Below are 23,937 nucleotides of genomic sequence, written 5' to 3'. Positions count from 1 at the left end.
ACTCCACAACGTCTGGACGGAGACCACCAATGCAGACCGCCTTGGACGTCATCAGGGGTCGCCGCGTTCTGTCCTCCTCAAGGCGCGGGGTTGGTCCGAAGCTCCAGAGACTACAGAATGCCGTCAGTGCAAGGAAGCCCCCGTCGCCTCTTCATCCATAGTCCTCGACGCGGAGCGGTGTGCCGCGGAAGGCGCTCTTGCGTGCCGTAGGCTGGGCTTCAACAGCCTTATCCCTTTGGATTTTCCTCGCGCCCTTTTGGAGACAAAGATTAATGCAACAGCCTCCTCGCAACACGAAACGAGAGTTTGAGTCGGACTTCGGTTTCCGGGAAGACGGTGCCAGGAAAACGGCCGAGCTCGTCGACGACGAGACACTCGAGGACACGGACGTCGACGTTGTGATTGGTGAGATCGTCAAGATGTGGGCGGCCTTACCCATTGAAATCCATGTCGATAGGATGCACGCAACCCCATCCTGGCCTAAGACCACGATGGCTGAGATCCCGCCGCCAGGGGAAAGGGTCGTGCAGGTGCAGCTCACCATTCCATGTACGGGCGCGGCAGATCTTTTGATCCGTGTCTCCGATCCGGGGGTGATCGGCAGCTGCGGAAACACTGGTTTGCGGGGCGAACGATATGAAATCCATCTGACGCTGACCAGCAAAGGGCTGGACCAAGTCACCCAGCAGCAATTCGATGAAACCATAGCCAACTTGAAGCGGCAGTGGGTGGAGAAGGTCAACGAGGCTGTTGGGAAGGCCAACAATGTGATCATGGAGCACCAGGAACGAATGCGAGCCCAGCTCTCCTCCATCCTGGAGCACAAGCAACGCGCCTCGCGAATGGTTCGACAATCGATGCGGAGGGCCGGAATTAACTTGGTCCCTGTGGAAGGTGGAATCGAGATAGCTCTTCGACCGGCATCGCTGACCCTTAGCCACGTGGACCGATCGGCAGCCAGCGGCGTACCCGAATATGAGCTCCAGGAGAAGATAGCGGCGCAATTACTGGGAACCATTCGCTCCTTCGCAACAGCGCTGGAACGGCTCCCTGAATCAGCCGACGCGCTGCTGACAAGCGACGAGCAGACACTCCGTGATTTTCTGCTGTTCATTCTCAATGCCAACTGGGACGGTACCGCCACGGGCGAGACCTTCATCGGCATCGGGAAGAGCGACATCCTCCTGAGATGGAAAGATAGGGACGCTTTCATCGCCGAGTGCAAGCTCTGGGAAGGGGAAAAAGGGCTACAGGCAGCGATCGACCAGCTCATGGGCCGTTACGTGGTCTGGCGGAACACCAGAGCAGCCCTGATCATCTTCATCCGTGACAGGAAGTACATGTCCGAGGCTATGGCGAAGGCGCAGACAGCGATTCGTGAGCACAAACTCTTCCTTAACCTGCGAGAGAATCTGGAGCATCCGGACGAACCAGACTACGTGCTTCGCTCGACCAGTGACCCGGACCGCTCAGTCCGCTTAAGCCTTATTACGGTACCCATCACTTACATGCGAACCGGAGCCTAATGCCGCTCCCAACTCGGGCTGCCGGCCCAGAGCATGTCTCCACGGGTCGACATGCTCTGCGCTCCTCGCTCCGGCGGTGAAGGCCTGGTTCCTCTTGTCGAGCCATGGCTTGATGGAAGTCTTCATGTGCTGTATCCCGCTTGGCTCCAGAAGTGAGTCGGGATCCGCAGACGCAAGCAGTGTCCACGTCGTCTGCGGTTAGTGGGTACGTGTCAGCGGTACCAGCCGCGGCGGGTGGGGACTTCAATCCGCGGGATTTCGTGAGGTTTCAGTGGACGTTGGGGAACCGGGCGGATGGTATAAGGGGTGATGCGGTCCTCCTCGTGCTCCCTCTCGATCAATTCTGCGGCGCTCTTGTCAGTCCTGCGGATGTGGTCCACTGCCCAGGCCAGGAGGACGTCGAGGCGATTGACTTCCGCTTCTGCAGCCAAGAGCCGTTCATGGGCCGTCACCGAGCCATAACCACACCATTGGCGGAGGATCTCATGAACGGGCTTTTGGCGGCGCAGGTAAGAGTCGTATTCAAACTCGGCTGAAGTCGTTACCGGTTCTCGGGTTTCCCAGTTTTCAATTGTTCCGCCCCGCTTGGATTTTTCTCGAGCCACCGCTTCCTCGGCCATGACGAGGTCCAGGACCGGGGCCGGGTTCCTGCGACAGGCCAGCTCCACGACAGCCAGCGCCGCACGCGGCGATAGGAACACCTCGCCGTCGTGAACCAGCCAGGAAAATCGGGCTTGGAAGGCAGCCACGGTCTGTCCGGTGAGCGCTTCGAAGGCGACGTGATCGTGGACCGTCAACGTATCGTCGCTTGAAGCGACAGACAGCTCGGCGACCTCCGAAGGTACAAGCAGCTCAAGGGCCGCCCAAAGGGCCGACGCCTCATGTTCGTCGATGGCCTCGGCCTTGAGCCGCCTCCAGCCATCCATTGCGGCATCGTACGGGACTACGTCTTCCCACGGTACCTTGAGCCGGGAACGAGGGACGTTCTCTTCCCTGCCCGGTGGATGGCCGTGCATGTGACGGATGTCGACCCGGAATCTTCGACCCTCCTGGTGCACCGCCACGATGTGCACCCGCTCGGACCGCGCATCGTCACGCAGCCTGTAGGCCCACTCTTCCCCCGGGCAGGGACCACGGGAAACCTCAGCATTTGGTTCCATAGCCGCTCATTATCCGTCCACACCAGGCTGCTGTCTCCTAGCAGATTGGTGCCAACAATTAGCCGAACGAGAAACCATCAGCTGGAACTGCGCAGGACCTGGCTTTTGTTCAAAGCTACGTTTTCGGGATGATGTCCGTCTTGTTCCTAGACTTGGGTGACGCTGTGGACGAGCATTGAATAGTGAGCGCCGCCGACACTGCCCCGGTCGATGACCAGACACGTGAATCCGCAAGACTGCTGAAGCGAGTACCTGGGCGGGCGCGGCCTCAGAAGGAGGCCCTCCGGGAGTTCGAGGAGGGTGTCGCCCAGTTGCGTCAGCATTACGACCCGGTATTCTGGCCGCTCTTCGTCCCGGAAGCCAAGAACATGTTTCGCTGGCGCGTCGAGTTGGAGTGCGGATGTACGCACGAGGTCTACACGCACGGAGAGGACAAGTATCCGGACGATCGCCGCTTCCCCGACCTCATCAGTCAGTGCAGGCTTCCCTCCGGGGAGTTCTGGTGTACGACTGACCACGGACCTGCTCAGAAGCCGTATCGGGACATCGTCGAGTGGGTCGATCGCAAGGTCACGGAGTTCCCGGCGGACCCTGTGGAGCCGGAATACGACTGGATGGACGCCGAGGACTGGGCGAAGATCCGGAAACCCAAGCCACACTCGTCGGCGTTCTGGCGGGTCAAGCTCTCCTGCGGGCACTATGAGCAAGTCTGCACTGATGTGGATTGGAAGCCCGAGGACGGGCCCAAGCTGGTGTCCGAGGAGCGCATCGTGGAAATCCGCCGTGATTTCGAGGAAAGCTGGGCGGCAGCGGATAACCCTGGATGGCCTGAAAAGGGTTTCGAGCGAGACCACATCCGGAAGATGATCGATCTGCGCTGGCCGCGCCCTGAGCCCGAGAGGGACTGCTTCACGTGTACGCAGGTGCGGCGGATCACTGGCTATCAGCGGATCGGCTGGCTCGTTACGAGGACGAGGACGAGGCCGGCACCGCGTCCGTCGACGAACCTCGATCGGGAGAAGATCGAGGCTCGACTCGCCGCGGCGGAGGCTGAAGTCCAGCGGCTGCGCAAGCAACTCGACAACCCAGGCAACGCTTGAATTCACAACGACGCGATCTTGACTTCGTATTTTGGGAAGGGTCGCAAGAATTACTCCCCCGATGGGAACGGGAAGTGGACCAAGGACGCCTATGACGAGTTCAGCGTTCGGCAGTTCATCGCGTTCACATCAGGGGATGTTCTATGAGTATTCGTAGGGCTATCCTCGGCAGATGAACCAACATGCAGTACCGACCGAACCAGGCCAATACATATTTGCGTTCAGCCTCAGCCGAGGGTGGCTTCGGATAGCTGGGACGTTTTCAGTTGCTGGGGTGGTTATCGCCGTCGTGGCAAACGCAACGGAGCCGTTCCGAGCCCCCTTGGGAATCGCGCTAGGCGTCCTCGCGATAACCCTACTCATCGCATTTGGCATCAAAGGTTCATCACGACGGCAGACGCAGGAACCAGCGGCAGCCCAAGCCCGCACGGGCGGGCATCGGATGTTACTTGGCAAAATGCGGGGCAGAAGGTCCCTGGCGGCAGAACTGGCTCTCCTTGCAGAACTCCACGCGAAGGGTGCACTCTCTGACGAGGAATTCAGCGCCGCCAAGCTCCGTACCCTTGCGGACTGATATCCAGCGGCTGCTTCGTCAGTCTCTTAGCGACTTCAGGGGCAACTTCGGCCACGAATTCGCCCATCGTGCCCCGCAGTGAGGGAAAAAGAAGGCCCACCGATGGGGGACCGGCAGGCCTTCAGCCGCCACGGTACAGCAGAGCGCATGGAACATCGACTGGACTAAGAGGTCAAACGAACGAGTTCCTAGTTGTCGTTCTTCTCTTTGTCTGGGGCATGGATCGGGGTTGTTTCCGGCGTTGGAAACGCCGCCCGCCGCACGGGAATAACGCGTCTGTTCGGCTGCTGCTATCCGCTTGGCCATGGGGCTGGGCGCTCGGTCGTAGTGTCCCGGACGCATTGAGAGGACATTGATACTCTGGGCAGAGGGGAAAGGGGGAACAGAAATGGGTCTTAGAAGTCTTTTTCGGCGAAGAGGCGCAACCGCGGCACCCATAAGTCCAGTCGTGGCGGCGGAACGCGTCCCCGGCGCGCCCATGTCACCTGAGCTCCAAGCGGAACTGCGGGAAGCGTGGGCAGAACTAACTGAGGCCGCCAAGGCATCGAAAGTGAAAAACTTCCACGCCTGCACACGTACGGCCCGGCACTGGACCGAGGACCCGGCGGCAGTCAGAGCCATAGCGGCCACACTCCGTGAATTCCCGGATACAGACAGCCAGCAGACAACGTAGTGACCTACGGGGCGTTCACCCGAGGTCATCACAGCTCGCCGGAAGGCCGGCGGTCAAGATTTCCACTCAGCTCCTGGGACGGTTTGCAGGGAATTGACATGCGGTGGGCGAGGATTGAGCCATGGTAAACGTATCCGCATTTTAACCGCCGTGATCTACAAGCAGATTGGGTCCGTGTCGATGCTCCACCCTGTGTCCTCATGAAGAAGATGCGGCTCCGGTACGCCGGAGCGTGTCGGCTGTGCGGTGCATCTCTTCCGGCCGGGACGGAAGCGATCTACGAGAGCGAGACGAAGACCGTCCGATGCTTGGAGTGTGCCACCGAGACCCCGGAAACAACCCCCCACCTGGAACGAGTTGGTGATAACTCGTTGTCCACTGAGTCCGGAATCGCTGGCTCGTCAGCCCGACGCGAGTATGAGCGTCGCCAAGCGAAAGACGAGGAAAAGCTCCGCGAGAAGTGGGGGCCATTCGGCGGCATCGCAGTCGCCGTCTCCGACGAACGCCAAAGCACCAAGGCCTGGGATCGAGGCGCGATTGGCGAGGAACGCCTCGGCGCTCGGCTGGATGCCCTAGCCGCCGATGGCCTGGCCGTCCTTCACGACCGACGCATCCCCGGATCTAAGGCCAACATCGACCACATAGCCATCACTTCCAGTGGAATCTGGGTCATCGACGCCAAACGCTACAAGGGACGGCCTGAACTGAAGATCGAGGGTGGCATCCTTCGCCCCCGCGTCGAGAAGCTCCTCGTCGGCCGACGGGATTGCACGAAATTGGTCGATGGGGTGCTCAAACAGGTCGACGTCGTGCGAGACCTCGTCGGGGATGTTCCGGTCACCGGGGCGCTGTGCTTTGTTGAAGCCGACTGGCCCTTGATCGGAGGCGCATTCTCGACCCATGGCATTCATGTACTCTGGCCGAAACGGCTGGCCAAAGTGCTTGTAGAAGAGCCAGCCGGCGACGTTGCGGTGGCGAGGATGCGTGAGACGGTTGCCTCCCGGTTTAAACCTGCTTGAGTCAGGTGCCCACGTTCCAGGCCGCTCGGAACCACACCGAGGGGATAGCTTGCGGGAACGAAGTCAGGCATCGATCGGTAGTGAATTTGCAGTCCGGCCGCCTGCCCAGGCTCCCATGATGAAGCATGGGCCCCCTCGACGTCGTCACAGTTCGGGAAGTCCGTGCCAACCGCCGTTTCGAAGCTTTTCGCGAGGTTCGTCAGATTCTGGACCGCGGGCAGGATGCCCGCTAGGTCGGGTACATGTGCAGCCATTTATTCATGCCCTCCACGAAGCCATCTGACTTAGGATACGGCAGAGCCAAGCCGCTAGTTACGCTTTTCGGCCGGCCGGTACCTGTCACCAAAGGCGACCAAGGAGCTCTGGAGCAGCGTCATGCTGCCCAGTATGTCCACTGGCCGGGAACGGGTTTCTGCCGGCAGTGGGCTGACCATCCAGGCGGCGAACACGTTATGAGGAATCTTCAGGCTCATCGCCTGGTCAAAGAGGCGCAGCACCGCTTCGTGGAAGAGCCCATCTTTGAGCTGGAAGCCCGGGCAGAAGGTTCCCTCGCCGATGAATACCCGAACTGCCCGGCGCATGGCCTCCGGGTCGCCGAGGGATTGGAAATGCGTCTCCAGGTCTGCCGCTGTCGGCAGGGTGAATTCTTCGCGGATGCTGTTCCAGATATGCTCCGGGACAGCCGGCCAAAACCGCTCAGTCTTCGCATTCGACGCAGTAGGCATGGCCGTCCTTCTCGCGGGCCTTCTGCGAACGGTGGCGGACCAGGAAGCAGGACCAGCAAGTGAACTCATCATCAGCCTGCGGAATGACCTGGACGACCAGCTCTTCGGCAATGAACTCCCCGCCAGGGGTCAGGCCGTCCAGGGCGTCAGCCTCGTCGAGCTCCTGAACCACGGATTTCGCATCCGGGGCTTTGGCGGACTTCAGGGCCTCCAGGGAGTTTTCCTGGGATTCCTTGACGTCGGTGCGCAGCTCATCGTAATCGGTTGCCACGGAGGTGCATCTCTTCTCTGTTGAGGGGGTATTACCGATCCTGCAACGTACAGGACATGGGAAGAATTCCCTGAAAGTGCAGTGCTGCATGGGCACACAATCAGAACCCCAGGGAACATGGGCGTTGCCGAGAGTCAGTCGGCCACTTGGGGTTTCAATATCAGGAAGTGACACCTAGTCTGGGACAGAGCCGATGGCCGAGACATTTGCGGACCCAACCACCGGTTCGTTCGTCTTATAACTCTGGTCTTTGGGGGAACCTTGAGTGATCCGGAATACCCGCAGCAGCAACAGCCGCGCGTCTTCGATACTTCGTTCAATTACATGACCGACACCCCTCCAGGGACTGACCCGGACAGTGGCAGTCCGAATCTCCGGGCGGACCACGAGCTGCTGTGGACCAAGGAGCTGCGACCCGGCGTCGTCTTCGAACCGACCGCGCCGCCGAAGCGTGGGGACGGCTACCTCATCTTCACTGACCCCTCCGAGGCGAGGCATTGGTACGGCAGTGATGCCATCACGCACTCCTACACCGACCGGGCACGTACGAGGTCTCTGGCGAACGCCATCGCCTCGCTGAACGAAGACGAGCGGTCCCGCTACCTGAATCCGCCGTATACCATCGGCAGCGCGATGATCTGGCCCGTCAGGAAGAAGGACCGACCCACGATGAACCAGGCCCGGGGGTTCAGGTCGCTCATCGCCGACCGGATGGATCTGACCCTGGAGTGCATCCGGCGTCATTACGCAGGAGAGCCGGAGAGCCCTCTGGCCGATGTCATCAACGCGTACGCGGACTTCTTTGCGCTCTTCGACGGGTTCAAGGAGTTTGTGGAGTTCTTCCACTTTCAAGACCTCGTGACACCCGACTACGAAGAGGTTCGGTTCTACCTGCCCTTCGACAACTTCAAGCGTTCCGGGATGCCGGCCACAAAAGACGAGTACGTAACGTACCGGGAGGCCACGCTGGAGTTCATCTCGGCACGGAGCCGTCGGATGGCCGCCTGGGTCATGGAGAACCACCCCGGAATTGAGGTTCGCCATACAGACTGACTACCCAGCGACGTCGCAGGGTCAGTCAGGGTCATAGTCCGCGCATTGGAGCCATAGGGGGATTCATGGAACTACCAGCCATCCTGAAAGAAGATAACGTCGAAGCCGCAGCCGAACTGCTCCGGCGCTACTACCTTGAACCGTCCACAAAGACGGGGTTGCTCAGTACCGGCAGTTACTTTGATGAATGGGCGAACCGCGGCGACAACCCGAAGGTGAGGGACAGGATCACCGACAGCGACGCCGTCGCCGTGTCCATGCTCAGCGTCAAAGTGCCGGCCCAGGCCATCATCGGACTGCAGGAGGAGCTGTTGGCGGGGAAAATACGAGATCTCCTGGCTGATATACCCACCGACGTGAAGATGAGCGACCTCACGGTCGCCGAAGCAGAAGCCACTCTCGGGGAGGGCAGCCCCCCATGGCTGCTCTGGCAGGAGCTGAGACGCACACCCAAAACGCGCTGGGATGTCGGGGCCACCACAGCCAGCAAGATCATGGCGAGGAAGCGACCGCATCTCATCCCCATCTGGGACAAAGTAATTGGGGCAGTCGTGGGCAAAGACACCTCTGAAGGCCAATGGCTGAATTGGCACAACCTCTTCATGGAAGACCCCGACCTTGCTGGACGATTGGGGCGCATTCACAAGCTTTCTACGGTCCAGACACCCATTTCCGAACTGCGCATCATCGACGCCATCCTGTGGCGCTACGGCAAGGACCATGGCATCAAGGGCGGGCGAGCCGGCAAACTCGGAATCGCCGGCTGAAGCACAGCGAAGCCACGACAAACTTGGTCGAATCTCGCAACCGTCCGCGCCAGCTTCGCAGCCGGCCGATGTCGTCCGATGAAGGAGTAACTACGAGTTCGGAGCTTCGTATGAGTACGAGCCCCCGACGCGACCGGACAATGCAGTCAGCTCTGCCTCGGTTTCCCTGAACCGGATCACTTGAGGGCCCAATGTGTTGACCCCCTCCGGTCCCTTCACCACGAGGGTTCGCGCTATGGTCCTGCCCAGTTGATCCAGTTCCTGGTTGAGTCGCCGCAATTCTGCCTGCTCGAATTTGGAGCGCTTCATCACTTCAGGGTCCCTGTCGCATTGCGTGCAGCGTCCCCTCGGGCCCACATCAGCCATCATGGTCACATAGATGCCTCTTTGGCCGGATCGCCACTGACCATCCATGATCGAGCACCACTGAGTGTGGAACAGTTTCCCGGTTCGTGTGACGTACACCTGTCCGTAACCTGCCACAGGTGACCCGTCGTCACGGTGGCTTTGCGCCTCAACGCGAACGAGCGGCCGTTCCTTTGCCCGGTGCTCAGCTTTCGCTTCTTCTTTGAGTCGCAGCCTCTCTGCCCGCTTCTCCGCACGCTCCAATTTGGAGCGCTTCTTCTCTTCAGGGTCCTGGTCGCATTGCGGGCAACGTCCCCGCAGGCCCACATCCGCAAGCATGGTCAAGTAGATGCCTCCATTGGTGGCGCGCCAGTGGCCGTCCATGATCCCACACCATTGAGTGTGGAACAGCTTGCCCGACCGGGTCACATACGCCTGACCTTCACCTGCGATGGGCGACCCGTCGTCACGGTGGCTTTGCGGCTCAACGCGGACGAGCGGACGTTTCTTTTGCGCCCCGTGGTCGGCTTTCACTTCTTCGTGTGTGGTGCTCACAACCCGTTCCTTCTCCCAAGACCTCTGCCATATCCTTCCATGATGGGGAGGCCCGCCTCCACCATGCCATCGAAGGGTTGACGGGCAAGCCCGCCGAGTCCAGTACCTGCGGATCAGCACGAACGCGGTGAACGCACTCGACGACACACAATTCCTCGCTGATACCGTGGAAAGAGGGCAAATAGTCTCCTTTTGAAGACGTGTGTGAGTCGGGGGAAGCATGACGGAGTGGAAGCCGGGTTGGTGGGCACGCGCGTTCAGAGGTGCCGGGTCATGGGTGCTGTCGATCCGTGAGGGCCGCCTGCGCGTCTGCGGAATCCCCCGGGAGGTGGACGCTGATGTCATCGACGTCCTCGGACTCGCAGTCGATGAAGGCTCAGGGCAGCTCATCGTCACTCTCGTCCACGGGACGGAGACGGTGCTCAATGGGCTGTCTCGTCGCGCGGTGCGTGAGGTTGCCGCTTCGTACCACTCCGAGCTCGATGAGCGACGGCATCTCGCCGCCCTGCTCTCAAAGGCTGAGGAGCAGGGCGAGGCGGCCAGCCTGTGGTGGTCCCGGGTCCGGGATGTGATGGACCGACTACGGTGGGCGGACCAGGACACGATCGCCGCGCTCGCGGACTCCCGTCCGGACGTCGCTGTGTGGCTGGCTGCCGACAGCGATCCGAGGCTCTCCGGGCTTCCCAAGGGCAAACGTGAGGACCAGCGTGCCGCAGTCGACGCCTGCTGCACCACTGACTTGTCAAGGTGGGCTGCCCAGCGCAACGAGGCGTTCCTGGAGTGGGAGAAAAACGACCTTGCCGACTTCTTCCGCAAGGTCGAGAAGTCGCCGTTGACGGAAGAGCAGACGAGGGCGACGGTCTGCTTCGACAACCGGGTGCGTGTTATCGCGGCCGCGGGCTCCGGGAAGACGTCGACGATGGTAGCCCGCGCCGGGTATGCGATCCGGCGTGGCATCGCCCAGCCGACGGAGATCCTTGCCCTCGCATTCAACAAGAAGGCAGCCGGTGAGCTCTCGGAGCGGCTTGTCTCTCGCCTCGGCGATGACGGTGCGTCGGTAGCGTCGAGCACTTTTCACGCCTTCGGACTGCGAGTCGTCGGTGAAGCCACCGGTCGAAAACCTTCAGTCCCCGATGACATCACCAATGGCAACGGGATCGGGCGGCTCGCGGCGATCGTTGATGGGCTCCGTGACCGGGACCCGGCCTTCCGGCGTGACTGGGACCTTTTCCGGCTCGTGTTCGGCAGGCAACTGCCGGACCTCGGGGACGAAGACGAGCCTGAGACGTGGGACAGGAACAAAGGTATTAACGGCTTCGGCACTCTCGCAGGGGAGGTCGTCAAGAGCCAGGAAGAGGTGATGATCGCAAACTGGCTCTTCCTGAACGGCGTCCGATATGAATACGAGCGACCCTACGCGCACGACGTTGCGGACGCGCACCACCGTCAGTATCAGCCGGACTTCTACTATCCGGACATCGACGTCTGGCATGAGCACTGGGCGCTCGGTTCAGACGGCAACCCGCCGCCAAATTTTGACGGGTATGCCGAGAGTGTGGCGTGGCGGCGTCAGACCCACACTCGATACAGCACAAGACTTATCGAGACAACCTCGGCAACCATCCGGGACGGGTCCGGGTTCGAGCACCTCGAACAGGAGCTCCGCCGACACGGAATCCAACTCGAGGAAGACCCCTACCGGGAGGCGGTAGGGGAGCCTCCGATCACCGAACCAGCCATGATGACGCTGATGCGGTCGTTCATGGCCCACGCGAAGGGCAACCGCCTCACCCCTGACGTGCTGACGCAGCGGGCCAGCCGAACCTTGCGGGCCAGGCTCTTCACACGCCTGTACGGCGTCATCCTCGCCGAATGGGACCGTCAGCTCCGAGCCGCGGGCCAGATCGATTTCGAGGACATGCTGAATCTCGCAACCGATCACGTCGAGTCGGGCCGTTGGATGAGCCCTTACCGGCTCGTCATGGTCGACGAGATGCAGGACACCAGCTCTGCCCGTGCGGCGCTGGTGAGGGCGCTGATGAAGACTCCTGGAAACTACCTTTACGCGGTCGGTGATGACTGGCAGTCGATCAACAGGTTCGCGGGCTCAGACCTCAGTGTGATGACCCGCTTCGATAATTGGTTCGGGACAGCGTCCACCATCTGGCTGGACCGCACCTTCCGGTCCCCGCAGTCCCTGTGCGATGTCGCGGGTGGATTCGTGATGAAAAACCCCAATCAAATCTCCAAGAACGTCCGATCTTCAGCGCCGGAGGCTGACGAGACCGTATGCGCCGTCAGTGTACGGGAGCGCAGCCACTACGGATCGGCCGTTCGGCAGCACCTGACAACCCTTGACTCAGAGCTCACTGAGCCAGCCACTGTGCTGCTGCTCGGCCGGTACTCCCGGTCCAAGGACGATGTCACCTCGGCGCTGGAAGCCAGATACGCCAACCTGACCATCGAGTTCAACACCGTGCACGCCTCGAAAGGAAAGGAGGCAGACTACGTCGTTGTGCTCGGCCTTGAGAGGAACGGATTCCCCAGCATTGTCGAGGATGATGCTCTCCTGCAACTGGCCATGGCCGCCCCCGACTCCTACCCACACGCAGAAGAACGACGCCTGTTCTATGTCGCACTGACCCGTGCCAAGCGCTCAGCGCTCTTGGTGACGCGCGCCGGTAGGGAATCAGCGTTCCTCCTCGAGTTGGTCGGAGATCGTGTCGTCAAGATCCGATCCGCGACAGGCGACGACATCACCCCCGTGGTCTGCCCGAAATGCAAGAAACACACGATGAGGGAACGCAAAGGGCGCTACGGCCGGTTCTTCGGCTGCACCGGGTACCCGACCTGCAAAGGAACGATGAAACTCGCTGATAGTTAGGAACAAGGATGCCTTCCATGTTCCGAGGCGCACGTTCTACGCTTCGCGATATTTTGGCGGCTGACGAGTCCGACCCACGTGGTCGGCCAAGCCGAGCCTTGCGGAATGCAGCACTTGCAGAGGCCATCATCACACCGATACACAGACCACGAGGGTCACCACCCTTAAAAATGTATGCTTTACGGGTGCGAGCCGTTGCCTATATCCGCAGATCCAAAGATCCCACCGAGGGCAACGCGTCGCTCGTCGACCAGCGTGCCTGGATTATGGCGGAAAGCCGGAAGCACCACCACACGGTCGCCAAGCACGACATCTTCGAAGAAGTCGTCAGTGCCTACCGCGACCGGCACCGCCCAGAGCGCGACCGCCTCGAAGGGGTCCTCGCCGAAGGCGACGTCAAGGCGCTCTACGTCCGGGACCTTGACCGGCTGGCACGTCGGTTGATGGACACCGCCCGCATCGTCGACACCTGCAACCGCCACAACGTCACGATCTACACCCATGACCGCGTGTTCGCCCCTCGATCGCCCGACACCATCCTGCTGATCTCCGTCCTCGGCGGCCTGGCGGAGACCGAGGCGGCGACCACGAGCAAGCGGCTGAAGCGCACCGCCGAGAACATCCGCCAGAAGGGCGGCTGGAACGGCCCTGCGCCGTACGGCTGGATGCGGCCCGAGCAGCGCAACGCCGACGGCGTGAAGACGCTGAAGCTGCACCCGGAGGAGAGCAAGACCGTCCGCCGAATCGTCGAATGGCGGCTCGACGGACTCTCCGTCGCCGAGATCGTCCGGGAGCTCAACCAGAAGGGTCTGACCAACCGCGAGGGCCGGCCGTTCCAATACCGCGCCGTCGCCTCGCTACTGCGCCATCCGCTCCTGGCCGGATACAACTCGCTCACGGCCAAGGCCGATGGACGCGGCGGCGGCCCAGGTCCGGACTTCCGCGACACGCGCAAGATCGTCATCGACAAGGATGGGCGTCCGGTCAAGAGTCATGAGGCGGTCTGCACGGAGGCCGAGTGGGAAACCCTGCGCCTGCTGATGAAGCCCCAACCGCTCAAGCGGACCCGGGCCCGCGCCGGAGGCCTTCCCCTGGTCGGCCTCGTCTACTGCGCCGGCTGCGGCACCAAGATGACCAGCAACAGGTCGATGGGTGAGTCGGGATCGTACGTGTGCAACGGACGGATGCGCGGCGCTGACTGCCCCGGCGTTGCAATCAACAGGGAAGCCCTGGAGCGCTTCATCCGCGACGTCGTCGCCGGATCGCTCGACAGCCCCGAGGTGATGGAGCTGCAGGCCGAGAGGCTGAACCAGGCCGCGGAAGGGAGCGCGAGCTCGGAGTTGTCCGAGCTCCACGAACAGGCTGATGCCCTGGGGGACTCCATCCTGATCCTGCGGGCCCAGATCAACACCGCGCCGGCCAGCGCGATGTCGGCACTGCTGAACCGCATCGGTGAGGAGGAGGCCCTCAAGGGCCAGATCGAGATGCGGATCTCGGAGAAGACCGAGGGGCGACCGAGGGCGATCCCCGACATCAGCGGGGCCGAGTTCCTCGAGCTCTCCGAGACGGAGCAGAAGTCGATCATCAGGGCCTTCCTCCGCAAGGTCGTGGTCTACGCCGACGACGGAAAGCGCGGGTCGGTCAAGGGGATGTTCGGCTCCCAGGGCACGAACCTGAGCCGGATCGGCTTCTGGTATCTCGGCGAAGCTGACGACCAGGAGCCGCGCCGCGGGGGCGGGTACTCGCTCATGCCCTCGAACGGCAGCTACCAGTGCCCCAAGTGCGAAGAACCCCGGACGTTCCGCTACCGGAACAACCTGCGCCACCACATGAACTACGCGCACCCGCAGCCAGTGCCGTGTCCTGAGTGCGGCCAGGAATTCCCTTTGCCCGGGCTGCCCAGCCACCGCCGCAACAAGCACGGGGTCAAGGGCTCACGCCAGTCGTGGAGCTGACTCTCGGGGACTAGGCGGCCCGACGGCGACCCAAGTGCGCAGGCTTGGCAGCCTCAGCTGCCTCCGCCCGCCGGATGGCCACCGAGGCCGCCACGGCGGCTCCGGCCTTGATGGCCTCCACCGGGATCGGGCGGACGGCGATCGCGGCTGCAGCTGCCGCCGAGATCTGCACTGGCCTGCGCGGGGAGGCAGATGCAGACGAAGCCACACCGCGTTCAGCGGTGGTGACCTGTCCTGTCATGACTGCCTGCCTCAGATAGCTGTGCTTTGAATGCCTATCGGCACTCTATCAACTAATGAGTCAGAGGATCAATCGAATGGAATCTGATACGAGTCGAATCGTCACACTCGGGGATGAGTCGACGAGATGGAGCGGGCTCAGGCCGCGGCAGCCCCGGTGTCGCTGATCCCGGCCAGCAGCCACTGCTCGGACAAAGGGTCGCGGCGCAGCTCGAAGGTTCGCAGCGCCGAAGTGGACGTCAACCGGACCTGAACCTGCCAGTGTTCGACGCTGATCAGGTCGCCGCTGCCCACCGGTGCCCGCTTGGCGGTGTTCCACCAGTCGGCACGGGTGAACCAGTGCACAGGTTCCGCGGCCACGGCCCAGATCCTGCCGTCATGCCTGACGGCCAGGGGAACCCCCTTCGCCGTGAAGCGGACCTCCACTGGAGCGTCCAGAGGTTTGCTATTTGATGCTGTTGCTGCCACGGGTCCGCTCTCCAAGATTCCTGTTAATCATTTCTTCCCGGCGGGTAACCGCCGAACTCCACACCCAGGTCCGGTACGTCACCGGCCCGTCCTTCCATGTCACTTCGACCGCTTTCGCTGTCCAGGCGAAGACCTCGCCGTCCACCAGTTCTGCGCAGTTCGGGAACCGGATCCATGCCTTGACGGGGATTCCGGGATACCCGTTCTTGGCCGGGAAATGTTCGAAGTCGAGCTCCTCCACGGTCAGCCCGATCGGGCCGGCCCGCCGCGCATACTGCGCTTGCAGTGCAGCGGCGAACTCTTCGGAGGACATAACACAACCTTAGAACACATATTCGAATAGGCGACCCACAAAGATGGCGGCTACGGCCGGCCGCCTCTCTCCCGGGAATCACCTTTGGTCCTGTTTTTCGATCCCCTGGGCACCAAGCTATAAAAGGGCTCCGACAACGTCCGGAACGGACTGATCCTGGTCCGCTGCCGGTTCGGCACAAAGCGGCGCAGTGTCCGACAATGGGGACATGCCAGCTGCTTCTGCCCCCTGCACCGTCCACCACCTCTACTCCACACCCGGTCACCTCCTCCCCGCGTGCGGTGTAACCCCCGGCCCCGACGGGTCCGAGTGGCACACCGGACACGACGCCGGGGTCCTGCAGGCGTTCTCCGCGCAGGGATCCGCGTGCTGCTCTCTGTGTCTGGAGTTGTCCCTGTCATCTCCTGACTGACATGTGCAAGGTGGTACAGGTGGTACGTGGTCTGCCATACTGGTAGAGAAAACAGGTATACGAGTGGAAATCCTGCTCAGCCCCGGCTGAGCAGATCGTCCGTCCAGGCGGGCGTGGATAGTCCAGCTTCGGCTCCCGGGCATGGCCTGGGAACGGGGGCTCGGGGAAACAGTTCTGAACTGTGGAGCCGAGACGCTGGACCTTCCGAACACTCATTGCCTGGACACAGAGCCAGGACGACAGGACCGACCAGAAGGACGAGAAGACCATGGACATCACCAGGACCGCACACGTGACGCGGACGAAGCTGGCCGCGACCGCTGCAGCCCTGGCATGCGCCGCGCTCGTGCTCAGCGGCTGCAGCAGCTCCGGCGGGGACGGGCGGTACTTCGCCACCTCGGAAGGACAGAACGGCGACATCGTCGTCGTGGACGGTGACCAGATCACCTACTTCGACACCGCCAGCCGCCAGGACCTCGCCTGCCACTCCATCAACTCCGTCCTCGACGACCCGAAGGCGGCCGCGGCGAAGGGCGAGCTCAAGGACGCCTACACCGTCCGCGGCACCGGCAAGATCAACGAGTCCAAGTCCTCCGTGGACTGGACCGAGGCTGGCCGCAGCACCACCGAGACCGGCTCGATCAGCTTCGGCAAGGACAAGTCGACCATGGAGTTCGTCTTCTCCAACGGCGTCAACGACGTCGTGCTCGTGCCAGTCGACAGCGAGCAGGGCAAGGCCGTCAAGACCAAGTACTGCGGCTGAGGAGGCTGACCCCTTGACTGCCCCGATCGACCTGCAGCACCGGAGCCCCGTGGACCACGCGTCCGCGGGGCTCTGCCTTTTCTCTCCCGGGATGCGCCCGCGCGCCAGACAGGATGCAGGAGGTCGGGCATGACGCTCATCGGACCGATCAGGTACTACAAGGGGCGGGTGGCGTACCCCAGCGACGAGCAGCTGCGCACGGCAAGAGCCACCTGGGATTTCGACGACATCCGCCGGCCGACGGACGATGTGGACTGCACGCACATCCAGCTGATCGAAGTCTCCGGCCGCAACGCGGGGGAGCGGCGGCAGCTCGAGGAGGAGAAACTCACACGCTTCTTCGACTACATCGGCACCCGGGCCGGCTTCCGGGTGCTCACCCACCAGAAGAAGCCGGACTCGGCCACTTCGGCCTTCGTTTCGCACGAGATCGTCTACGTCATCGAGTCCCGGCCGACCAGGGGGTACGCCAAGCTCACCCTGCGCTCGGAGCTGCCGCGCAGCGGGACCGCCGGTGCCGTCTCGGACATCTTCAGCGCCGAGGGAATCGACCGCATCTCGCGGATCTTCGACAAGGGCCCCCGGAGGGATTGAGGCCGGTGCTGCAGTACGACTGCCGCCCGACGGGAAAGGAAGACCCCGTGGACATCACGTCCACGGGGTCTTCTTGTGTCTGACTGGCTGGCAGTCCCGTATGAGCCCTACAGCCGTCCGCCCTTCAGGCGCAGCGCCCGGTACTCCTCGATCGTCTCCGGCGGCCGTCCGTACTTTGGCGCATGTGTCTCGACGAAATCGATCTCGGCCCAGGTGTCCCGGTGCCGGACCCGCGACCTGGCCAGCACGGCAAGCGCGGTTACTGAAACGACCACGTTGGCCAGCCACCACAAGATGGCGATGAGGACCGCAGCCTGGACCAGTCTCCGTTCAGAGGAGCCCGTCTGTGCTGCCAGGGCCGCCAGGGCCGTTGAACTACCCAAAGCCATGCACCCGAGCAGGAGCCCGGCCACCCAACCCTCCGTCGGCACCCGCCGGCGCGCCAGATCAGCGGGGCTGTCGCGATGGCGGACCAGCCGCAGCGCCTCGCGCAGGAAGAACACAGCAGCCAACGCGGCCAGGCAGTTCACCGCCAGCTCGCGCGCTCCCTCGAGCCACCAGCGCCCCGAGTGCCACCAGCCCAGCGGAAACTCGTCGCGCGCCTTGCCTCGCAGATTCATCCGTTCCATCCTTTCCCCCGTGGCAGGCAAAGGGCGGCGCACCCCTTGTCGGAGTGCGCCGCCCTCATCACCAACGATCAGTTCTTCGGGTCCTCAGCCGGCTTCCTCCGCGACACGGGACCGTCCGTGCGCTTCGGAGCCGGATCCGCCGTCCGCCGCGGCTGGGCCGGAGCCGGCTGCGACGGCTTCGGGGCCGGGGCCTTCGGAGCCTGAGCCGCCGGTGCCGATCGACGTCCGCTGCGTGGAGTCGGCTGGACACCCTGGCTGCCCTGAGTGCCTCCGGTAACCCGGCCACCGACACGGGGCTGGGTAGAAGCAGGAGCAGGAGCCGGGGCCTGCAGACGCTGACCGGACTGGCCCTGCGCCTGCGCCGGAGCGCCGGTGCGGGGCTGGATCGGAGCCTGCGGGCTGCGGCGCTGACTGCCGTTGGCCTGCGGGATACCGGGTCCCGCCTGCACAGCACGGGAGCCGGAACCCGCGTTGGCCTGCGGCTGCTGGCCTTCGGCGGCCCGCGTCGCCCGGGTGCCCGGAATCCCCGGGACCGCTGCGATGACGGGGTTCACCTGCGCGGGCCCGCCGGTACCAGCGGTGAAGCGCGGGCCCTGGCCCGAGGAGGCCGGAGCCGCCTGCTGTCCGGTGCCGAACTGCGTCGGTGCCGACTGGCCGGCGTCCGCCTTGCGGCCACCGCTGGTGTGCGCACCGCTATCGGTGCCGCCCGTGAGCCCGTCGCGCTTCTGGCCCTGACCCTGGCCATGGCCCTGCTGCCCGGTACCAGGAGCACCCTGCGCGCCGCCGAGCCCGAAGCTCGTCTGGCCGCCGGTGGCCTGGCCGCCCCGCGAGGAGGGACCCTGGCCGGTGCTGTAGCCGAGGTTCGACAGGCCGCCCTTGCCGCTCAAGGTCTGAGCAGTCTCCTTGTCGGAGCGGGAGCTCCCCGCCTTGCCGCCCGTGAGCTGCAGAGGACCGCCCTTGTCGCCCGGACCCTCGGGACCACCAGCGGACGGGCCGCGGCCGCCGCTGTCACCACCACCGCCGGGAACCGGACCGGGACCGGCGGGGCCGGCTTCCGGACCGTCGTTCGGACCGGCGGCCAGGGCCAGTGCGCCCTTCCCGGCAGCAAGCGACTTCTGCTCACCGTTCAGGCCGCCGGCGTTGGTCGACGAGCCCTTGCCGCCACCGGGGGTGCCGCCGGGCTTCGTGGCCCCGCTGCCGCCGAGTTTGCCGCCGACGCCGGAGGCGAGCTTGTTACCCATGGCCATGCCCGCTCCGGCCCCGGCTCCCGCAGCCAGCGCGGGGAGCATGCTGCTCTTGTCCGGCTTCGGTGCGGTGTTGGTCTCGAGGAACTTGTCCACCAGCTTGGTGAACACCTCGTCCATCGCCTGCAGCACGACCTTGCGCACCCGCAGGAGCGCCAAGGTGATGCCGATGATCAGCAGCGAGGAGATCAGGGTCAGGATGACCACGATGATCCCGCCGAGCATGCCTGAGCCCCACAGGCCGTCCTGGGACATCCAGGCCGACACCGGTCCGGAGATGATGTCCGGGATGGAGATCAGCAGCTCCGAGACGAACTGGTAGATGAACAGCGTCACCAGCACCTCGAGGATCAGTGCGACGGAGTAGACGATCACCTTGCTGATCGCGGCGATCGCGCCCAGCGTGGCGAACGGCACCGCGGCCACGAGGCTGAAGGTGCGCTTGACCGCGCCCACCAGCATGCCGATGGCGTACCAGAAGCCGAGCAGGACCATGCTGCCCAGGACGACGCCGGCGTTCTGCCAGTACATGAACTTCGCCGGGCCCGTGCCGACCTGGCTGACCGCCATGTGGTCCTCGCGGGTCAGGCCGCTGGTGACGTTGTTCGAGCTGTACATCGTCATCGAGTCGGGGCCGAAGCCGGTGTTCAGGTAGTTGTACGCCGACAGCGCCGACATGTTGCAGGAAACCGGGGCGTTGTCCGCCCAGACCGAGAACCCACAGCCGTGCTTGGTGCCCTGGGTCGAGAAGCTCGTCGTGTTCCCGCCCGGGTTCGAGGAGGTCAGGCCCTTGCCGCCGACCGCCAGCACCGGGTGGTTGGTCGGGATGTAGTCCGACTCGCCGTGCCCGCCGAAGTTGTCGCTGTCACCGTAGGACTTCTTGTCGATGAACCACTCCTTCTTCACGTCGCTGTTGACCGGCAGGTTGGTGATCGCGCTCTTGATGCCCGACTCGAAGTCCGACGCCGATGTAATTTGGCCCGAGATGTAGCTGTTGAGCATGCCGAAGGTCTCGCCCACGGCGTTGAAGTCACCCGCCGGGCTGCCCTCCATGCCGACCAGGCTGTTCTTCCAGGCCGTCTCGGCATTGGTCGCACCGGGGCCCACGCTGATGTCGCGGAAGGTCGAACCGTGCGCCTGCTTGTTGATCGCCAGTGCCGTCGTGCGCACCGACATCATCGCGTTGTTGCTGGCCTGGCCGTTGTCCCAGGCGATAACGGCCTCATCAGGAACGCCGAGGCGGTCGTTCATCATCCAGGCCTCGAAGTCCACGTACGTGGAGAGCACCACGCGGGTCGGGCCGGCGTGCTGGCCCAGCAGCGAGTCATCGAACTTGTCCAGGACGCCGGTGTACATCGAACCCATCAGCGGAAGGCCCACGCCAATGAAGACGACGCGCACGACGAGCTTCTTGATCGCCGAGCCGCGGTCCATCTTCTTGAACAGCACCAGGCCAATAATCAGGAACCCGATGAAGAGCGGGACCAGCGCCTCCCAGGCGATGGACTGCAGCAGGCCGTACCAGCTTGCGATCCAGTGCTGCAGGCCCGCGAGGGCACCGCCGCCGGCCTGGCCACCGGTCATCCCGTCGGCGAGGTCCTGCTGGTGCGCGCTGTTCGTATTGCCGCCGGAGTCCGCGACGCCGGCGACCGCCTGGTAGAACCACATGAACGGGTTCAGCACCTTCAACAGCTGGATGATGAGATAGAACAGCGTGCCCACGGCCAGCGCCATCGCGTAGAGCAGCCAGATCGCGCCGCCGCCGATGAGCGACAGGATCTGTCCACCGATGCCCGAGGACATCGTGTCCAGGCCGAGGTCGGCGTTGGCCGCGCCGAAGTGGGCGTAGTCCACCATGCCGGAGTAGACGTTCTTTCCGCTGCCGCTGGCTGTCGCATTCAGCGTGTCGTACCCGATGGTCTGCGTGGAGCCCGTCGCCTCGGCGAAGAGCCAACCGACTACGTTGAAGAGGCTGAATTCGGAGTCGGCGTAGCCGAGCATGTCGCCGCCCGTCGCCGGGTCGGCGGTGATCGCCCGCCAGTCCTCGTTCATCCGATCCTCGGGCTTGTCCTTGCCTTCGGGAGAGTTCTCCTGACTGAAGTACGTCGAGGCATTCGACGCCAGCTGGTACAGCGAGTAATTGTCGCGGTCCTCGTCGTCGGCAGCGTGCGCCGATGGCGCGAACACCGTCATCAGCAGCGGCACAACCAGTGCCACGAGCAGCGACAGAGCCAGGACGCGCACCAGCCCGCCCCGGGCAGTCGCCGCGGCCCGGGCCCGCGCCGCGAGCGTGATGGTCCCGTTCATCTTTCCCTTCCTGTCTGTCGTGTCCGTGATGGCCGTCATGACTTACCCAGCTTCCACGGGGCCGTCCCGGCCTTCTTCATGGCCTTCCTGCGGTCGGCCCGCCCCACATGGTCCTCGGAGCGGTCCTCCTCGGACTCGACGCTCTGGCGGGCACTGGTGAGCTTCGCGCCGGGTGCCGGCTCGTCCTTCATCAGCTGGTCCATCCGGGCCGCCTCGTCGGCCTTGGCGGCCTCCAGACGAACCTGCCTGCGCTGGGCCTCGCGGAAGGGGTTGATCCCCAGCGCGAGGTCGAGGTGGAAGACCACGTTCGACACGTCCCGGCGCAGGTAGGTAAGGTTCTCGCCCTTGGTCGTGATGAGCTGGGCGAGGTCCGGCGGGATCTGCTGGTGCAGCTGCTTCTGGTACTCCGCCACCGTGCGGTCGCGCATCGGCCCGAAGAGCGTGTAGTCCGCGGCGTCGAACTTGTTGAAGTCCGAGTCCGCGAGCATCTTGTCCACGTCGTTGTAGCTGTAGACCACGCGGCCGCCGCGCTCGTGCATGTGGTCGAACTGGTCGTGCAGGTACTTCTTGACGCGGTCGTCAATCTGCTCGGTGCCGTGGATCACCACGGTGTCCCCGAGCCCGAGCTTGCCGACGGCGAAGCCGACGATGTTGACCAGCTGGGCCATGGCCACGCCCTTGCCGCGACGCATCAGCCGCGAGAAGTCGTAGACCACGCGCCGGGCATCCCGGACCCCGTCCACGGCCGATGCCGTGTGGTTGTTGAACAGGTCGCCATTCGTGCTGAGCATCGTGTTCGCGATGCCGCGCAGCACGTTGTACGCGCGCAGCTGGTCGGGGTCGGTCTTGCTTGAGTTCAGCAGGGCCTTGTGCGCGGTGTCGAGGTACGAGACGAACATCTGCAGCCGCGGCACCTGCTGGTGCGGGATGTTGACCACGCGCAGGCGGTGCCGCTGGTCCTTGGCGTTGTGCCGCCACATGCCCTGCTCGACGTAGAAGTCGGTCGCCGTGTCCTCCAGCGCGGAGCGGATGATCGAGCCGATTGCCCCGTCCGTGGTCTCGTAGAGCTGCTCAAACATCAGCTTGAGCTTCTCCATCTGCGCGGCGAAGACCGTCAGTTCGTCGTCCTCGTCGCCGAACAGCTCGAAGGGGTTGACGTCACCGCGGTTCAGGTCCACGCGCGAGGTCAGCCGCTCGAAGTTCGGGCCGAGCTTGTCCAGGTCCGCCCCGTCCAGCACGAGGTGGACCACCGAGCCGTTGCCGAGCATGCAGGCCTGCGAGATCTTCGAGCACCACATGTTCGACACACGCTGGCGGTCCAGGTACTCGCTCAGGGTCGCGTCTGCCACGACAACGTGGTGCTCGTACCGGTTCACGTCCATGAGTACGGCCGAGTTGTTGACGTCGCCGACCATGTAGCCGACGTACTCGCCGCCCCGGTCGTTCAGGCCGTTAGTCACCAGCGAGTACGAACCCGCGAGCTCGGTCGAGGTGAAGTGGAAGCCCTTGCCGCGCTTCTTCTCGTTGTTCTTGAACAGGCCCGAGAGTTCCTGGCGCTGCTCGCCGGCGTACGCCGCAGCCTTCAGCGTGCCGAAGCGGTCGATGTACAGCCGCGTGACGCGGTCGACCGAGTCGTCCAGCGTCTCCAGGTCCGGAGCCTTGAGAAACAGGCGGTTGTGCACCGACAGGTAGCTCGCGCCGTCCTGGATCTCGCCGATGGTGACCTCAAGGTCGGAGGAGATCTTGGCGGCCTTGCGCTTGGAAGAGGTCGTGCCGGTCTCCTCCTGCTCGTTCGCGTCAAGGCGGTCGAGCTTCTCCGACTGCTTGGTGAACGAATCCACCCACTTCTCGTCCATCCGGCGCACCTGCTCCAGGACGACCGCGGTGACGCGCTCGTCGAGCCCGTCCGGGATCCGGTCGATGCCCCAGAACGCGGCGAAGTTGTCGTGCGCGGCGTCGTCGTGGAAGAACGCGAGCACGCACGCCACGGAACCGTCGACCTCGAAGTAGTCGGAGCGGAAGACGTACTTCTCCCGAGGCTTGAGCGCCAGCAGGTGCGGATACGAGTCGAACCGCCCCTCCAGCTTCTTCATCTCCTGGCGGCGCTGCCACCAGTTCTTGTTCGGCTCGGCCACCTCGGCCGGCTCAGCGGCGACCGCCGGCGCGGTCACCTCGGACGGCTCCGCCGTCCCGCCCGTGGCGGGATCGCCGTCGAGAGCGGCCTCCAGTTCATCCACGCCCGGCACGGCCGTCGCGTCCCCGCCCCGGGGCTTCTTCCCCGGAATGCCCAGCTGCGCGCGGGCCTTCGTCATCAGCGCCATGTCACCCTTCGTCCTTCCTTTGTTCGTCCAGCTCGGCCC

The 23,937-nt window shown here is 63.7% G+C and carries 20 protein-coding genes; 10 read left to right on the top strand and 10 right to left on the bottom strand.

Annotated features, from left to right (window positions below; translation table 11 throughout):
• The first annotated feature begins 272 nt into the window (after positions 1-272).
• Entirely contained in the window at positions 273-1,526 is a 1,254-nt protein-coding gene (locus tag FB478_RS04785; protein WP_056387729.1) for a hypothetical protein, read from the top strand.
• A 212-nt stretch (positions 1,527-1,738) separates the two neighbouring features.
• Here the strand turns inward: FB478_RS04785 and FB478_RS04780 are convergent, their stop codons facing one another.
• Positions 1,739-2,686: a hypothetical protein gene (locus FB478_RS04780; RefSeq protein WP_144599832.1), complete on the bottom strand. Its 948-nt coding sequence runs from the start codon at positions 2,684-2,686 to the stop codon at positions 1,739-1,741.
• 182 nt (positions 2,687-2,868) lie between these two features.
• Between FB478_RS04780 and FB478_RS04775 the strand changes: the two genes are divergently transcribed.
• From FB478_RS04775 to FB478_RS04760, 3 genes are all read left to right on the top strand, one after another.
• Complete coding sequence (locus FB478_RS04775) at positions 2,869-3,786, top strand: hypothetical protein (protein WP_056387723.1); 918 nt, start codon at positions 2,869-2,871, stop codon at positions 3,784-3,786.
• A 172-nt stretch (positions 3,787-3,958) separates the two neighbouring features.
• A complete protein-coding gene (locus FB478_RS21510) occupies positions 3,959-4,360 on the top strand; it encodes an SHOCT domain-containing protein (RefSeq protein ID WP_395858336.1) in 402 nt (133 codons plus the stop codon).
• Between the two features lie 873 nt (positions 4,361-5,233).
• Positions 5,234-6,052: a nuclease-related domain-containing protein gene (locus tag FB478_RS04760; RefSeq protein ID WP_235009457.1), complete on the top strand. Its 819-nt coding sequence runs from the start codon at positions 5,234-5,236 to the stop codon at positions 6,050-6,052.
• 308 nt (positions 6,053-6,360) lie between these two features.
• Here the strand turns inward: FB478_RS04760 and FB478_RS04755 are convergent, their stop codons facing one another.
• Together FB478_RS04755 and FB478_RS04750 are read right to left on the bottom strand one after the other, a co-directional pair.
• Positions 6,361-6,777 (bottom strand): hypothetical protein, encoded by a 417-nt coding sequence (locus tag FB478_RS04755; protein WP_142133544.1) that lies wholly within the window; start codon positions 6,775-6,777, stop codon positions 6,361-6,363.
• Positions 6,749-7,048 carry a DUF4193 domain-containing protein gene (locus FB478_RS04750; protein WP_056387717.1) on the bottom strand — a complete coding sequence of 100 codons (300 nt, stop codon included), beginning with the start codon at positions 7,046-7,048 and terminating at the stop codon, positions 6,749-6,751. The genes FB478_RS04755 and FB478_RS04750 overlap by 29 nt, the downstream gene beginning before the upstream one ends.
• Positions 7,049-7,309: 261 nt before the next feature.
• On the opposite strand from FB478_RS04750, the gene FB478_RS04745 reads away from it, so the two are divergent.
• Both FB478_RS04745 and FB478_RS04740 read left to right on the top strand, forming a co-directional pair.
• A complete protein-coding gene (locus FB478_RS04745) occupies positions 7,310-8,101 on the top strand; it encodes a DUF6994 family protein (RefSeq protein ID WP_395858335.1) in 792 nt (263 codons plus the stop codon).
• Between the two features lie 65 nt (positions 8,102-8,166).
• On the top strand, positions 8,167-8,868 hold the full coding sequence (locus tag FB478_RS04740) for a DUF6308 family protein (protein WP_056387711.1): 702 nt from the start codon (positions 8,167-8,169) through the stop codon (positions 8,866-8,868).
• A 90-nt stretch (positions 8,869-8,958) separates the two neighbouring features.
• Here the strand turns inward: FB478_RS04740 and FB478_RS04735 are convergent, their stop codons facing one another.
• Positions 8,959-9,768 carry a hypothetical protein gene (locus FB478_RS04735; RefSeq protein ID WP_056387708.1) on the bottom strand — a complete coding sequence of 270 codons (810 nt, stop codon included), beginning with the start codon at positions 9,766-9,768 and terminating at the stop codon, positions 8,959-8,961.
• A gap of 220 nt (positions 9,769-9,988) precedes the next feature.
• On the opposite strand from FB478_RS04735, the gene FB478_RS04730 reads away from it, so the two are divergent.
• Together FB478_RS04730 and FB478_RS04725 are read left to right on the top strand one after the other, a co-directional pair.
• Positions 9,989-12,652, top strand: a complete 2,664-nt coding sequence (locus tag FB478_RS04730; protein ID WP_056387706.1) for a UvrD-helicase domain-containing protein — start codon at positions 9,989-9,991, stop codon at positions 12,650-12,652.
• Positions 12,653-12,837: 185 nt separating this feature from the next.
• Positions 12,838-14,607: a recombinase family protein gene (locus FB478_RS04725; RefSeq protein WP_160141484.1), complete on the top strand. Its 1,770-nt coding sequence runs from the start codon at positions 12,838-12,840 to the stop codon at positions 14,605-14,607.
• Between the two features lie 10 nt (positions 14,608-14,617).
• On the opposite strand, the gene FB478_RS04720 is transcribed toward FB478_RS04725, so the two are convergent.
• The 3 genes from FB478_RS04720 to FB478_RS04710 all read right to left on the bottom strand — a co-directional run bounded on the left by FB478_RS04720 (position 14,618) and on the right by FB478_RS04710 (position 15,628).
• Entirely contained in the window at positions 14,618-14,848 is a 231-nt protein-coding gene (locus FB478_RS04720) for a hypothetical protein (RefSeq protein WP_056387702.1), read from the bottom strand.
• A gap of 137 nt (positions 14,849-14,985) precedes the next feature.
• Complete coding sequence (locus tag FB478_RS04715; protein WP_056387699.1) at positions 14,986-15,273, bottom strand: hypothetical protein; 288 nt, start codon at positions 15,271-15,273, stop codon at positions 14,986-14,988.
• Positions 15,274-15,292: 19 nt separating this feature from the next.
• On the bottom strand, positions 15,293-15,628 hold the full coding sequence (locus tag FB478_RS04710) for a hypothetical protein (protein ID WP_056387696.1): 336 nt from the start codon (positions 15,626-15,628) through the stop codon (positions 15,293-15,295).
• Positions 15,629-16,221: 593 nt separating this feature from the next.
• Between FB478_RS04710 and FB478_RS04705 the strand changes: the two genes are divergently transcribed.
• Positions 16,222-16,803, top strand: coding sequence for a hypothetical protein (locus tag FB478_RS04705; protein ID WP_071416348.1), 582 nt, complete (start codon positions 16,222-16,224; stop codon positions 16,801-16,803).
• Positions 16,804-16,932: 129 nt separating this feature from the next.
• Positions 16,933-17,397, top strand: a complete 465-nt coding sequence (locus FB478_RS04700) for a hypothetical protein (protein ID WP_056387689.1) — start codon at positions 16,933-16,935, stop codon at positions 17,395-17,397.
• A gap of 107 nt (positions 17,398-17,504) precedes the next feature.
• Here the strand turns inward: FB478_RS04700 and FB478_RS04695 are convergent, their stop codons facing one another.
• The 3 genes from FB478_RS04695 to FB478_RS04685 form a co-directional block, all read right to left on the bottom strand.
• Positions 17,505-18,017, bottom strand: a complete 513-nt coding sequence (locus tag FB478_RS04695; RefSeq protein ID WP_056387685.1) for a hypothetical protein — start codon at positions 18,015-18,017, stop codon at positions 17,505-17,507.
• A 77-nt stretch (positions 18,018-18,094) separates the two neighbouring features.
• Positions 18,095-21,616: a hypothetical protein gene (locus tag FB478_RS04690; RefSeq protein ID WP_144599830.1), complete on the bottom strand. Its 3,522-nt coding sequence runs from the start codon at positions 21,614-21,616 to the stop codon at positions 18,095-18,097.
• Positions 21,613-23,898, bottom strand: coding sequence for a hypothetical protein (locus tag FB478_RS04685; protein WP_056387679.1), 2,286 nt, complete (start codon positions 23,896-23,898; stop codon positions 21,613-21,615). The genes FB478_RS04690 and FB478_RS04685 overlap by 4 nt, the downstream gene beginning before the upstream one ends.
• Positions 23,899-23,937 lie beyond the last annotated feature (39 nt).

Source organism: Arthrobacter sp. AG367 (assembly GCF_007828995.1).
Taxonomy (GTDB): domain Bacteria; phylum Actinomycetota; class Actinomycetes; order Actinomycetales; family Micrococcaceae; genus Arthrobacter.
The sequence above is the reverse complement of the archived record's forward strand: the minus strand, read 5'-3'. Positions and strand labels throughout refer to the sequence as shown.